The organism is Burkholderia alba, assembly GCF_034721475.1.
GTDB classification, from domain to species: Bacteria; Pseudomonadota; Gammaproteobacteria; order Burkholderiales; family Burkholderiaceae; genus Burkholderia; species Burkholderia alba.
On the sequence record NZ_JAWJWL010000023.1, the window covers coordinates 81369 to 94978 of the forward strand.

General features: G+C 69.0%; 12 protein-coding genes. 2 read left to right on the forward strand and 10 right to left on the reverse strand.

Annotated elements, in window-relative coordinates; all coding sequences use genetic code 11:
- Window positions 1-55: 55 nt before the first annotated feature.
- Complete coding sequence (locus RZR99_RS24195; RefSeq protein WP_323122306.1) at window positions 56-940, reverse strand: LysR family transcriptional regulator; 885 nt, start codon at window positions 938-940, stop codon at window positions 56-58.
- A gap of 130 nt (window positions 941-1070) precedes the next feature.
- Here RZR99_RS24195 and bla point away from each other — a divergent pair, with 130 nt between their 5' ends.
- Window positions 1071-1961 carry a class A beta-lactamase gene (gene bla / locus RZR99_RS24200; RefSeq protein WP_323122307.1) on the forward strand — a complete coding sequence of 297 codons (891 nt, stop codon included), beginning with the start codon at window positions 1071-1073 and terminating at the stop codon, window positions 1959-1961.
- A 13-nt stretch (window positions 1962-1974) separates the two neighbouring features.
- On the opposite strand, the gene RZR99_RS24205 is transcribed toward bla, so the two are convergent.
- Window positions 1975-2283, reverse strand: a complete 309-nt coding sequence (locus tag RZR99_RS24205) for a TFIIB-type zinc ribbon-containing protein (protein WP_323122308.1) — start codon at window positions 2281-2283, stop codon at window positions 1975-1977.
- A gap of 85 nt (window positions 2284-2368) precedes the next feature.
- A complete protein-coding gene (locus RZR99_RS24210) occupies window positions 2369-3133 on the reverse strand; it encodes a TerC family protein (protein WP_323122309.1) in 765 nt (254 codons plus the stop codon).
- Between the two features lie 109 nt (window positions 3134-3242).
- Between RZR99_RS24210 and RZR99_RS24215 the strand changes: the two genes are divergently transcribed.
- Window positions 3243-4124, forward strand: a complete 882-nt coding sequence (locus tag RZR99_RS24215) for a LysR family transcriptional regulator (protein WP_323122310.1) — start codon at window positions 3243-3245, stop codon at window positions 4122-4124.
- A 15-nt stretch (window positions 4125-4139) separates the two neighbouring features.
- On the opposite strand, the gene RZR99_RS24220 is transcribed toward RZR99_RS24215, so the two are convergent.
- From RZR99_RS24220 to RZR99_RS24250, 7 genes are all read right to left on the reverse strand, one after another.
- Window positions 4140-5288 (reverse strand): ferritin-like domain-containing protein, encoded by a 1149-nt coding sequence (locus RZR99_RS24220; RefSeq protein WP_323122311.1) that lies wholly within the window; start codon window positions 5286-5288, stop codon window positions 4140-4142.
- Between the two features lie 23 nt (window positions 5289-5311).
- Window positions 5312-6241: a hypothetical protein gene (locus tag RZR99_RS24225; RefSeq protein ID WP_323122312.1), complete on the reverse strand. Its 930-nt coding sequence runs from the start codon at window positions 6239-6241 to the stop codon at window positions 5312-5314.
- A gap of 52 nt (window positions 6242-6293) precedes the next feature.
- On the reverse strand, window positions 6294-7919 hold the full coding sequence (locus RZR99_RS24230; protein WP_323122313.1) for a metallophosphoesterase family protein: 1626 nt from the start codon (window positions 7917-7919) through the stop codon (window positions 6294-6296).
- Window positions 7919-8722 carry a hypothetical protein gene (locus tag RZR99_RS24235; protein WP_323122314.1) on the reverse strand — a complete coding sequence of 268 codons (804 nt, stop codon included), beginning with the start codon at window positions 8720-8722 and terminating at the stop codon, window positions 7919-7921. The genes RZR99_RS24230 and RZR99_RS24235 overlap by 1 nt, the downstream gene beginning before the upstream one ends.
- Window positions 8719-9501 (reverse strand): hypothetical protein, encoded by a 783-nt coding sequence (locus RZR99_RS24240; protein ID WP_323122315.1) that lies wholly within the window; start codon window positions 9499-9501, stop codon window positions 8719-8721. Before RZR99_RS24240 ends, RZR99_RS24235 begins: the two co-directional genes overlap by 4 nt.
- Window positions 9498-12452 (reverse strand): phosphorylase family protein, encoded by a 2955-nt coding sequence (locus RZR99_RS24245; RefSeq protein WP_323122316.1) that lies wholly within the window; start codon window positions 12450-12452, stop codon window positions 9498-9500. The genes RZR99_RS24240 and RZR99_RS24245 overlap by 4 nt, the downstream gene beginning before the upstream one ends.
- 75 nt (window positions 12453-12527) lie before the next feature.
- Window positions 12528-13583 (reverse strand): deoxyribonuclease II family protein, encoded by a 1056-nt coding sequence (locus tag RZR99_RS24250; RefSeq protein ID WP_323122317.1) that lies wholly within the window; start codon window positions 13581-13583, stop codon window positions 12528-12530.
- Between the last annotated feature and the right edge of the window lie 27 nt (window positions 13584-13610).

The following is a 13610-nucleotide window of genomic DNA, read 5'->3' on the forward strand; positions in this document are numbered from 1 at the left end:
GGCGATGAATCGCGTGTTGAAACAGCGCGTGGCGCCGGCGCACGCATCGCACGCCTCACGGCGCCGCGCGCGACGCAGCCCCCGCCTCCTCGACGATCCAGTCGCGAAACAGCTCCATCGCGGGCGACATCGACCGCGACCTCAGCCAGATCAGCCAGTAGGCGCCCGTCGTGACCGCGATGTCGAACGGCTGGACCAGCACGCCCGTCCCCAGCTCGCGCACGAACATGTCCGGCGGCGCCAGCGCGACGCCCGCGCCCTGGATCGCCGCCTCCACCATCAGCCGCGACGAATCGAACACCGGACCGTTCAACGGCCACGGCGTGAGCCCGGCCGCCGCGAACCAGTTGAGCCATTCGTCTGCACGATACGAACGCAGCAGCGCTTCCCGTTCCAGCGCGGCCGGGGTATCGAGCCGCGCGGCGATCTCCGGCGCGCACAGCGCGGTGAGCGGCGCCTCGAGCAGGAACGCACTGCGCGTGCCGTGCCACGTCCCCTCGCCGAAGCGCACCGCGAAATCCAGCCCTTCGGCCGCGAGGTCGACCAGATTGTTGTTCGTGAGCAGCCGCAACTCGATGAACGGATGGGTTTGCCTGAAGCGTTTCAGCCGAGGCATTAACCAGCCTATCGCGAACGTCCCCACCACGCCGATCGTCAGCACCTCGTGGAAATGCCCGCCGTCGAACTGCTTGAGCACGGTCTCGATCCGGCTGAACGCGTCGCTCAACACCGGCAGCAGCGCGCGTCCCTCGTCGGTGATGCCGAGGCCGCGCGGCAAGCGCTTGAACAGCGTGCATCCGAGACGTTCCTCCAGCATCCGCACCTGCTGGCTGACGGCCGCCTGGGTCACGTGCAGTTCCAGCGCGGCGCGCGTGAAGCTGAGGTGCCGCGCCGACGATTCGAACGCTCGCAGCGCATTCAACGGAAGATGTGGGCGCATGGCCATCCATAAGAATTTCTTGTACCTGCCCGTCATTATCGTCGTTTGCGCTCGCGCTGCAAACGATCGATAGTCACGTCTGCCCCGACGGGGATCCGTTGCCTGCCCTCCTTACCACGAGCTCCTGCCCATGTCCCACTCCCCGCTACGCCGCACCCTCCTGCTCGCCGGCTCCGCCGCCCCGCTCGCGCTCGCCCTGCGCGCCCGCGCCGCCGATACGCACCGCCCGCCGCCGGCAGCCGACGCGCGCTTCGCCGAACTCGAACGCGCGGCGGGCGGCCGCCTCGGCGTCTGCGCGCTCGACACCGCGAACGGCGCCATGATCGGCCACCGCCTCGGCGAGCGTTTCCCGTTCTGCAGCACCTTCAAGCTGATGCTGTCCGCCGCCGTGCTCGCCCGCAGCCAGCATGACGCGGATCTGCTCGCGCGGCGCGTCCGCTACACCGCGCGCGATCTCGTTCCGTATTCGCCCGTCACCTCGCAGCACGTCGGCGACGGCATGCCGGTCGCGGCGCTGTGCGCCGCCACGCTGCAGTACAGCGACAACACCGCGGCCAACCTGCTGCTGAAGGTACTCGGCGGCCCGGCGGCCGTCACGGCGTTCGCGCGTTCGATCGACGATCGCCTGTTCCGGCTCGACCGCTGGGAACCGGAACTGAATTCGGCGATTCCCGGCGACCAGCGCGACACGACGACGCCGGAGGCGATGGCGCGCAGCGTGCGGGCGCTGGCGATCGACGCCGCGCTGCAGCCCGCGCCGCGCGCGCAGCTGCAGGACTGGCTGCGCGGCAACACCACCGGCGACCAGCGGATCCGGGCCGGCGTACCGGCCGGCTGGCAGGTCGGCGACAAGACCGGCACCGGCAGCTACGGCACCGCCAACGACACCGGCGTGCTGTGGCCTCCCGCCCGCGCGCCGATCGTGCTCGCGGTCTACTACACGCGGGAAATCGCGGACGCGAAGGCCAACGACGCCATCATCGCGGCCGCCACCCGCGTCGCCGTCGACGCGCTGGGCTGACGGCGGGCGCCGTTCAATCGAAGTCGAACATGTCGAACAGCGACTTCTTCTTCCGGTAGGTGCCCTGCGGATAGCGCGGCTCGTCGGGGCGCGCGCCCGGGCGCTGCCCCCAGCCGTCGTCGCGCCGGTCGTCGCGCCGGTCGTCGTGACGCGCGGCGGGCGCTTCGCGGGGCGCGGCCGGTTCGTCGTCCGCGCGCTCGATCAGCTTGTCGAGTTCGCCGCGATCCAGCCAGACACCCCGGCAAGTCGGGCAGTAGTCGATCTCGATCGACTGGCGTTCGGTCATCAGCAGGTCGGGGGTCTTGCAGACGGGACACTTCATATCGGCACTCCTTGCAACGCGAGGTTGCGTTCGATCGCACGGTGGAGGAAGAAGCCGCCCGTCGCCGGGCGGCGGTGAGATGCGCTCACTCGGGGCGGTCGCCGGCCGCGCGCTCGCGGCGGCGCGTCCTGGCGCGACGCGTCAGCATGTTCATGCCCTCGACGAACGCGGAGAACGCCATGGCCGCGTAGATATAGCCCTTCGGCACATGCGACCCGAAGCCTTCCGCGATCAGCGTCATGCCGATCACGACGAGGAAGCTCAGCGCCAGCATCACGACGGTCGGATTGCGGTCGATGAAGCGGGCGAGCGGCTGCGCGGCGAACAACATCACCAGCACCGCCACGATCACCGCGACGAACATGATCGGCACGTGATCGGTCATGCCGATCGCGGTCACGATGCTGTCGATCGAGAACACCAGGTCGAGCATCAGGATCTGGCCGATCGCGGCCAGCATCGTCAGGCCGGCCGCGCCGCCCGCCGAGCCCGGTTCGTCCGCGTCGCCCGACACGTGGTGGTGCATTTCCTTGGTCGCCTTCCAGACCAGGAACAGGCCGCCCGAGATCAGGATCAGGTCGCGCCACGAGAACGCATGGTCGAACAGCGAGAACACCGGCTCGGTCAGGCGCGCGATCCACGCGACCGTTCCCAGGAGGCCGAGCCGCATCACCAGCGCAAGCGCGATGCCGATGCGCTGCGTGCGGGCACGGTGCGCCTCGGGCAGCTTGTTGCTCAGGATCGAGATGAAGATCAGGTTGTCGATGCCCAGCACGACTTCCATGACGATGAGGGTCAGGAGCGCGGCCCAGACAGCGGGGTCGGCGGCGAGCGCGAGAAGATAGTCCATGGGGCTCCAGGAGGTTGCAGTTCGATGGCGGGATGATCCGCGATTCTTGACTTCGAAAAAATCAACGATAATCTGAGCTTTAGTTCGGTTTTTCCGAAGTGAGTACGCGATGCTGAATTTTCGCCATCTGTATTATTTCTGGGTGGTCGTGAAGGAAGGCGGCTTCGCCCGGGCAGCGGAGCGGCTGGAGATGGCGGTGCAGACGATCAGCGCCCAGGTCCGCGAATTGGAAAAGGCGCTCGGCCACCAGTTGCTGAAGCCGGCGGGGCGCGGCGTGACGATGACCGACGCCGGCCAGGCGGCGTTCGCGCGGGCGGAGGAAATCTTCCAGCTCGGCCGTCTGATTCCCGACGAGATCCGCGCGGCGGCGAACGGCGCGGTCGCGCGGCTGTCCGTCGGCCTGTCGGACGGCATCTCGAAGCTCGCCGCACACGCGATCCTCGCGCCGGTGCTCGACACGCCCGCGCTGCGGCTGCTGTGCCACGAAGGCGAATACGAAGAGCTGCTCGGCGAGCTGGCGCTGCATCACCTCGATCTGGTGCTGGCGGGCCAGCCCGCGCCGTACAACTCGACGCTGCGCGTCGCGAGCGAGCGGCTCGCCGAATCGCCGGTCGACTGGTACGGGCCCGCCGCGCTGGTCACGCGGGCCGCGCGCGGCGGGTTTCCCGGCTGCCTCGCGGCGCTGCCGGTCCTGCTGCCGACCGGGCATTCGGCGCTGCGGGCGCGGCTCGACCGCTGGCTGGAAGCCGTCGAGGTGCGGCCCCGCATCGTCGGCGAGTTCGAGGACAGCGCGCTGATGGCCGTGTTCGCCGCGCGCGGGCTCGGCGTCTTTCCGCTGAGCGAGCTGGGCGCGGGCGACGCGACGCTGCTGCGCGGGCTGCGGCCGCTCGGCCGCGCGCAGGGGGTGACGGAAGAGATCTACGCGATCCGCTCGCGGCGCGGCCAGCATCATCCGCTGGCCCTGCGGGTGCTCGACGCCGCGCGCGGCTGACGCGCGGCGCCGCGCCTACGCGGGCGCGTTCACGTTGCGAAAACGCGGGCCGTAGAACACCGGTTTCGACAGGTCGGTATAGGCCCGCAGGAACGCGATCTCGTCCGGATACAGTGTGTCCAGCCGTGCCAGCGCCGCCGCCGGCACCGGATGGCGCAGGATGTTGAAGCACGACAGCACCCGCAGATCCACCATCCCGTGCACCGCCGCGCCGAGCGATTTCCACGAGCCGCCGGCGGGGCCGTTCCACACGACGTCGAGCGTCGCGAGTATCGTCGAGAACCCCGTATCGAACGCATCGAGATCGGCGCTCACCGCCGCCTGGTTCGGATCGAGCGCGAGCAGCGCCGCGTAGCCGTCGCGCGGCACCGCGAGCGTGTTGACGACCACCGGCGCGTCGAGCGCGGTGCCGGCAAAGAAGCGCGGCTCCGTATGCCGGTCGAACGTCGCGGGCGGCACCGGCACCTGATAGCACGCGCCGTAGTACAGCTCGGCGAAGCGGGCGTAGTGCGACTTTTCTCCTTCGAATGCGCCGGTCGTCAGCACGTCGCCTTTGGCCGCCCCTTCGCCCTGCTGGAGGATTTCGTCGATGCCCGCGTAGAACGCGTCGACGGGATCGGTATCCGGCGAGTACGTCACCGTCGCGAAGCCGATGTCGTCGCCCACCTGGTTGGACGTTCCGCCCGCCTTCACCGCGGCCCGCACCGCGTCGGCGTTGCGCCCGACCGCGTCGCGGATGCCCGCGTAGAACGCCGCGATCGTCGGATAGGTCTCGGCGCGCCCGAGCTGCTTCAGCAGGAACGCGGGCATCTCGATTCGCAGGAAATTCTGCAGCTGCGGTTTCGAGTACCGCGCGAGGCCGACCTTGAGATCGGGTTCCGCGCCGCCGGGCAGACCCTGCACCGGATAGTCGATGCGGATGCCGCGAAACTGCGGCGTGCCGCCCAGCGCGGCGAGCAGGTTGGACACGATGGCCATGTGCACCATCTCTTCCATCGCGATGCTGCGGATCGCGTTGTACGCGGAATAGTTCTGCACTTCGAGCGAGAACATCGCGGACAGATAGAGCGGCAAGGTCGAGTATTCGAGTTCGATGGCGGTCTGCAGCGCGGCCTTGATCCAGGCCAGATCGCGATCGGCCGGCGATACGGTGCTCGGGTTCATGGCGTTTCCCCTGTCGGTCGGCGTCAATAGAACAGTGCGTAGGACGTGTCGCCGAGCCGGTACGGCACGACGCGGGTCGCGTTCGCCGGCGCCGCGGCCGAGCCCGCCGGAGTCCAGCCGAGGCAGTCCGCGTGAATCCGGTAGACCGCCGTCGTGCCGTCCTGCGCGATGTAGGTGATCAGATACGGCTCGCCGTGCGCCCACGGCACGCACGCCGCGCTGCTGATGCGCAGCGCGTCGGGTAGCTGGTCCTGCAGATAGCTGCCGACCTCGACGGTGCCGAGCGCGGGATTGTCCTGGATGTGATCGATATTGACGTTGAGCTTCGCCGTGTTGATCTTGAAGAAGAAGTTGGCGCCGCCGAGCTGGAAGAACGAGAACTGCGTCCAGCCCTTCGCCCACTGGTGATACCAGACGTTGAGCGCGAGCAGCGGCGGCGCGCCGCCCGTCGAGACCGGCGTCACGGCGACGCTGAAGTTGGCGACCTGCCCGGTGTTGAAGTCGTAGCCGAGCAGGTATTGCTGGCCGAGCGACGTGTACGGCGCGACGTTGGTGAAGTGGAGCGTGGGGGTGTTGCGCGGCAGCGCGAACGTATAGGGCGGCGACGTCGCCAGGCCGTCCTTGACCGTGAAGAAGCCGAAGGTGCCGTTGTCCGAGCGGTACGCGAGCAGGTAGGGGACGTTGCCCAGCACGAAGGTATCGATGCTGTCCCACGGGCCGCCCGCCAGATCGAGCTTCGCGTCGACGGCGCTCACCCACGGCGCCCGCCCGGTCAGCGCATACGCGTCCGTCTTCTGCGTCGCCTTGTCGTAGGCGATCAGATGGGTTCGCTCGCCGGTGCGCAGCACCGTGAAGCCGCTGTAGCCGGCGGGCAGCTGCGCGCCGCTCCACACCTGTTCCAGCGCCACCTGGTCCGATCCCTTCACCGGACTGATCGAATAGATGCTGCTCATATGCATGCGCTCCTCTGGCATTGAACGATCGGACGAACGGCGCCGTGCCGGCTCAAGCGATCGATTCGACGTAAATCGGCAAGGGCGCGGGGTCCGCGCCTTCGATCTGGAAATAGCTGAGCCGGGCGGGCTGCCCGGCGCCCGCCAGTTCGAGCAGCTGGAAGCCCCGGTTGTACCAGCCGTCCGTCAGGCCGAGCGTCAGCTCGGGCCGCTGCAGCGGGACCGGGAATTTCTGCGCGTAAGGCGCTTCGCTCGCCTGCACGGGAATCGCGCTGTGTCCGGCGCAACGCCCCTTGGGCAGGGTCTTGAAGATCTCCGTGGCGTCGCCCGCGCCCGTCGGCCAGTCGGCCGGCCGGTAGCCGTCCGCGAAGATGCCGAGATTGTGTTCGTGGCCCCAGATCCATGCCGCCACCCGGTTGCCGAACGCCGCGCCGAACTGCCGCCAGAGCGCGGTGTCCACCCACGCGCGGTTGAAGTCGGCCGGGTCCGGCGCGTTCGATCCGGCGAGCGGCCGCTGCGCGATGCCGCACACGTCGAGCGCCGAATACAGCGGGTGATGCGACAGCAGGATCGACCGGCCGGGAAACCGCGCGAGCTTGTCGAGATGCCACGCCGCCTCGTCGGGACGCACGAATACCTGATCGTCCGGCGCGGTGGTATCGCGGCGCGGCAGGTCGGCAAGCGACGCGTGGCGGAAGTACGGGTTGACGTCGGCGGGCCAGTGCGGGCTCGCCGCCGCGCCCGCCGTCTCGACCGGGCCGATGTGCAGCCGCTCGAGCGTCGCCTGCTGCGCCGAGGCCGCGACGTTCATGTAATGCCCGTGATAGCCGGTGTCGAGCCCGAGGAACTGCCAGCCGTCGTCGGCGCTGCGCAGGCAAAAGTAGCTGGCGGCCTGCCGCTGCGACGGCTGGTCGATCAGCGCGCCCGAATCGAGCGCCTGCAGATACGCGACCGCGCCGGTGAAGTACTCGTGATTGCCCGGCACCGTGAAGAACGGCACGCGCCGTTTCTCGCTGCGCATCACCGAGCGCACCAGGCCGACCAGCCGGTGCTCGGTCTCGAAGTGCGTGCCGGAGAAATAGACGTCGCCGAGGTGCAGGATCGCATCGGGCTCGAACTTCAACGCGGCGACCAGCACGGCGGCGGCGACATCCGTGCCGGTGCCGATGTCGCCGACGATCGCGATCCGCGCGCGCGGCGGCAGTCTCCAGTCGATCACGCCGTAGCCCGGATCGCCGTTGCCGGGACCGGGCGCCTGCCACGACCGGTACTGCGGCTCGCCGCCCTTGTGGAACGGGTACTGCCAGTAATACTTGTAGTACTGCACGTACATCTGCTGCCACAGCGGATTGCCGAACTTGTACTGCTGCGTCTGCTGTTCGAGATCGCGCTCGATATCGGCCGCGCCGGCGATGCGCGCATGCGCGCGCCGGTGATGCAGGTACGACAGATAGGTTTGCACCGCCGCTTCGTCGTCGCTGTCCGCCGCCGGCGGATCGAGCGGCAGGTTGTCGTGCAGCGCGCGGCAATAGCGGTCGGTGGCATCGATGAGCGGATGCCCGCAATCGATCGCCGCGGCGGGATCGCGCTCCGCGTCCAGCGAGCGCGCCAGCACCTCGGCCACGCACGATTTCCACAGCGCGAGATGCGGCGCCTCGAAATGTTCGATCGGCTTCATCACGCCTCCGGCTCGCGCGGCGCGGCGCGCGATGCGCGCGGCCGCGAAAACTGCAGGTTGAGGCAGGTGTCCTGCGTCAGGTCGAGCCCCGGCCAGTCGTCCCACAGCCCCGCCGGCAGCGCGAGCGGCCGCGCAGGCGCACGCAGCACCGGCGTCGTCAGCGCGGCGAGCCCGTCGAGCGCCGCGCCTGGCTGCGCGTGCGCGCTCGGGCTATGCACCCAGGCGACCGCGTAATCGTTGCCGCAGCACATCAGCGCGCCGTCGATCCCCTCGGGCGGATGCGCGTGCAGCGCCGCCGCCCACGCATACGCGGCGGCCAGGAAATCCGCCGCGCTCAGATCCGCGCGGCGCGCGCCCACCACGTGCCGGACGCTGCCGAACATCCAGTCGGCCGGCCGGTCGAGCAGGAAGTAAGGCTGCTCGGCCTGCAGCGTGCCGGAGGTGCCGCTCAATGCGACCGGCACCTCCGGCAGCTTGCTGCGCGCCATGTCGTACACGTCGCCGTGCAGGTTCTGATAGATCCGCACCGCGATCGCCTTCGCGGCGCGATCGTGCGATTGCGGGGTAGCCCAGAACATCAGCGCGGTCTGGTCGGGCACGGCGGGCGGCTTGGCGTCCTGCGGCACCATCGTCGGCAGATAGGCGCGCAGGCCGACGGGCGGCTGCAGCAGCGCGCAGGCCGGCACGAACACGCTGCCGAGAAATTGCGCGAACTGCTCGTAGCCGAGCGCGGGGGACCGGAAGCCGCGCCACACGTACACCGCGTCCGGCGCGACCGGAAAGGATTCCTGTGGCGTGTTCATCCGCGTGCCTCCCGCTCGAACTGAAGGTTGAAACTGCTGCCGGAGCACACGTCCATCCCCGCCCATTCGTCCCACAGCCCGATCGGCAGGAAAGTCGGTGCCGGCGCGAACGCCGCGTTCCAGCCGGTCAGCAGCGGCTGCAGCAGCGGCACGCCGGTGGCGCCCTGCGCGGCGCCTACCGCGACCGGCCCGAGTTCCCAGTAGACGAGGTAGTCGTCGCCGGCGCAGGCGATCGCGCCGTCGAGCGGCACGCTCGTGCGGATCTCGGTCAGCGCCTTCGCGATCGATGCGCGGAACGACGCCGGATCGACGGCGGCCGGACGCGCCGCCGCCACGTGCCGGACCGCGCCGTGCATCCAGTCGGCGGGCTGGTCGAACAGATACACGGGCTGATCGGCCGCGAGCGAGCCGGCGAAGCGCACCGGAAAGTCGGCGCGGCTCTGGTTGTCTTGCGTCAGATACACGCCGCCGTGCGTGAGCGTGTAGGTGCGCACCGCGAGCCGGGTGAAGCCGTTCCAGTACGTCGCCTGCGATTCCCAGAACAGGATCGCGGTCTCGTCGGGCACCGAGTCGGGCTTGCCCGGCAGGCCGGCCGGCACCGTCGGCGCATACGAACACAGGCCCGCGTCGATCTGCATCTTGACGGTGGCCGGCACGAACACCGTGCCGAGCTTGTTCATGAATGCGTCGAGTGCCAGCGACGGCAGCCGGAAGCCGCGCCATACCCGCACCGCGTCGGGCGCGACCACCCGGGGTGCGGCAAGATTCTGTTCGCTCATTGCGGTTCTCCCGATCCTGAAACGATGGCCGGCCCGTCCGGGCGCAGCGCGGCGGCGGCGAAGGGCACCGCCGGCTTGCCGGTCTCGACAACCCGCTCGGCGACTTTCGCGAGCCAGCCGGCCGGCGGCGGCGTCTCGCTGGTCTTGCCGTAGCGGCATTCGTTCGGGAACTGCCAGTGCCGGTTCACGCAGAACTGACACGATCCCTGCGTGCGGCCCAGATAACCGCCGGCGGCGGTGTCCTGCCAGGTCAGGTGGCCGCGCGCGTACAGATCCGCCAGCACCGACGCCATCAGCGCATGCGGTTCGACGTAGTACGGCGCGAGCGCGCGATAGCCGTCCGGGTACTGATGCGCGAGCCAGGCCCGCGCGGCGGCCGCCGCGTCGGCATCGGCCGGCAGCTGGATCGCGAGGTAGTCGTTCGGGTAGCGCGGATCGGGCGGCGTGACGGTGAAGCCGTTGGCCGGCACCAGCGCGGCGACGCAGGCCGGCTGCGCCTGCGCGAACGCGGCCCAGTCGCCCGGGCTCAGCCGGTACTGCGACAGGAAATTGCTGTTGTACGAAAAGTGCGGCGTGATGACGAGCCGCGTGCGGCTCTGGTAGCGCTGGCCGTCGATCGTCACGTCGAAGTCGATATAGGCCGGGTGCTGCGGATCGGTGGTTTCGCGCAGCAGCGTGAAATCCTTGTCGGCCGGCTGCGTCGAGATCGGCGGATCGCGCTTCACGTGCGCGCCGAACGCCGAGTAAAACATGTTCCAGCTCGACTGGCTGACCACGTACAGCACCGTCGGCCGGGTCTGCACCATCTGCTTGATCGCCCATGCGTTGCGGCTCACGCAGTTGTCGACGATGGTCGCGATGCTCGCGGGGCTGCCGCCGAGAAAACCCGCGTTCCAGTGCGGCGACGCGCACGCGACCATGTCCAGCTGGCAGACATCCTCGCCGACGCGCAGCGACGCATCCGGATGCCCGCCATGCCGCAGCACGCCCTCGAACTGGTCGAGCACCGGAACGAACTGCATGTAGTAGCCCTGTGGCTGCTGCAGCACTTCGACCTGGATGCCCTCGGGCACCGAGACCTGCGCGACGAGCACGTCGCCTTTTTCGAAGCGGTTGCGCGGCGGATACGGATCGAACAGCAGGACGTACGGAAACTCGCCCGGCTTGCCGGGCACCGCGACCACCGTATCGGCGGCGTCGCCGTCATAGCGCACCGTGATGGTCCAGGCCGCGCTGGCGTCGACGCGGGTCGCCGCCGTCACCACCCCGCCGCGCGGCGCGGCGACCTGCCCTTCCGGCAGCATGAAGCGCCGCACGAAATCGAGATCCAGCTTCTCCTGGTAGACGCTCCGGTAGCGGTAGTACCACGCGTACTTCGCCCACGCGCTGGTGTCGTCGTCGGACGAGAAGTCCGGATAGCACCACGCCGCGCCTGTCTGGCCCGGCAGGAACGCGGTCAGGTTCGGATTGATGCCGATCGTCATGATCGGCGCCTTGCGGCAGCCGTCGATCACCTCGCCGTTCGGAAACGCGGGCGGCCGCGTGCGGCCCTGCACCCAGCGCGATGCGCCGTTGTAGCCGGCGCTCGCCGGGTACGGCACGTCGACGTCGAAATCGAACGCCGTATAGGGGCCGTAGGTGCGCTTCTTCAGATCCTCGGGCCAGAAGAACGAGCACGTGCCGCACGCGCGCACCTGGAACGCCAGCTGGACTTCGAGGGGATCCTGCGCATCGTGCGGCGCGCCGTGCCGCGCGTGGCCGCGGCTCGGGTTGTAGACCGCCGATCCTTCGCCCGCGATCGTCGCCCATGTGGCCAGCGCGCCGTTGTAGCTGGTATGCGTGCCGAACGTCGTGTAGATCAGCCCCGACCAGTCGGCGCGGGTGGCGTCGGCGATCGTCGTGCCGTGCCGGGTGCGCTTCGGGACGACCGGGTCGGAGATGTTGCGCACGCAGGCAAAGCGCACGCCGAGCCGGTTCGCTTCCTGCGCGATGATCGCGTCGTCCATCTCCAGGCACGCATACGCGTCGGCGCGGCGGCCCTCCGCGATGTAGTAGAAATCCGTCGTGAGGAGCGGCGTGTCCTTGAGCGGCCGGATCGCCGGCGCATTCAGGCACTCCGGCCGCAACGCATCGTTGAGCAGATCGGCGAGCGTCAGCTCGCTCAGCCCGGGATCGTTCGGATGCTGCGCTTTCAGCTGATCGAACAAGCTCTGCAGCGACTGCTGCGTCACGACCTCGTTCATCCGGAACAGCAGTTCGCGCTCGACGTCGCCGACCAGCGCCGTCGTCGGATACCAGGTCGGGCAGCGCGCCATGTTGCCGTCGCCGGGGCTCGCCGTGTTCTGGGGCCGCTGCAGTTCGAGCAGCGCGGCGTTCGCGACGACCGTATCGCCGAGCCGCTGATCGGTGCGCGCGCCGCCTGCCGTGCCGATCGTGTAGATGCGATCCGGTCGCGCATCCTCCACGATGCAGCGGACCATCGCCGCGAGGCCGTCCAGCCACGGCGAATGCGCCAGGTGCGCATTCGACTTGAACAGCAGCACGTTCCACGGCCGGCCCGACCGGTCGACGATCCGCACCATCTGGAACAGGCCCCACAGCGTGCCCGACTGCGTGTCGGCCGCATACCCGGACGCGCCCCGGCAGTACGGCAGCCAGCCGTCGCGCCAGCCGTACTGCGAGGAATCGCCGACGGTGCCGCTGTTCACGAACACGTGATCGAGCGCGAACCATTCGGCGCTCGTCCACGTCAGGATCACGATGTCGGCGCGCGGCAGCGGATCGTACGGCGTACGCGCGCCCGGCGCGATGCGCACCGGCGCCGACTGGCCGATCTTCCCCCAGTCGACGGGCGGCAGGCTCGGGCTCGTGCGCGGCACCACCTCGGGCACGATGTCGGTGTGTCGGGTCAGGATCGACGCGAGCGTGTCCGGCACGGGATTCGCATTCATGGCGAGGCTCCGGGAGAAGGAGGAAAGCGGGTTGATCGGCGCGATACGGTCGAGGGTCGGGAGCGAAGGGCGCGGCTACGACGCCGGCGCGGCATGCGTCGCCTGGATCATCGCGAGCGCCTGCGCGCTGGTCCTGCCGGGCGGCGGAATGATCAGGTCCGTCTGCGACAGCGCTTTCCACAGCACCGGATCCTGAAGCGCGATCGTGCCGCCGCCGCGCTTCTCCTGCGACACCATCCGGTTGATGTCGCCGACGCACACCCAGTTGTCGGTCGTCGTGATGCCCCACTTCGCGTGATCCTGGGTTTCCGGCCACGCCCACGGCGCGCCGAGCTTGCGCAGGTCGATGTACTTGATGTCGAAGGTCTTGTGCACGCCGTCGCTGTCGAGGATCGGCGGGATCTTGCCGCGAATCCAGGTCTCGACGTCCATGTCGGCGCCCAGCGTGGGGCCGACGAGATCGTTCCAGAAATCCTTGCCCCACTTGCGGTTCTTCGCGATCACCTTGAACGGCACCCCGCCGCGCGTGCTCAGCGGCACCACGCTCGAATCGCCGGGCGTCGACGCGTTGAGCGGCTGCGTGAGCACGTACAGCGGATTGTCGGCCGGCAGGTTCGCCGTGCGCGGCAGGTACACCTGAGGCTGCTGGTTCAGCGCCATCTGCGCGGCCAGCTTGCCGGCCGTCGCGAGATCGAGGCTCAGGCACATGAAGGTCTGCCCGTATATCGGCGTCGGCACGCCGGGTTCGGCCGGGCTTGCGTACTTCGGCCACGAATGCAGCAGCCAGAAGGCCGAGTCCGATGCGGTATCGAACGCGATGACGCCCTTCGTGTGGCCGAGCGTGTCGTTGTTGCCGCGATCCGCGTCGGCCGGCATCTCGTCGTTGTAGAGAATCCATCCGAACGTGCCGGCCGGATTGCCGAATACCGCGTCGAGCGTGTAGAACAGCGCGCCCTGCTTGTCGTTCATCAGGTTCGGCGATTTCGCGAGCGCGCCGACCGTGCGGTCGTAATACGCGTATTCGTAGCCGGTGGCGCCCGCGCTGTTCGCGTCGCCCACGAGTTTCGGCACCTTGTAGGCAAACCACAGATCGACCGGTTGATTCTGTTCGTCGCGCGCTGAAATGCTCATGGTGTTCCCCGTTACATCATGACGCCG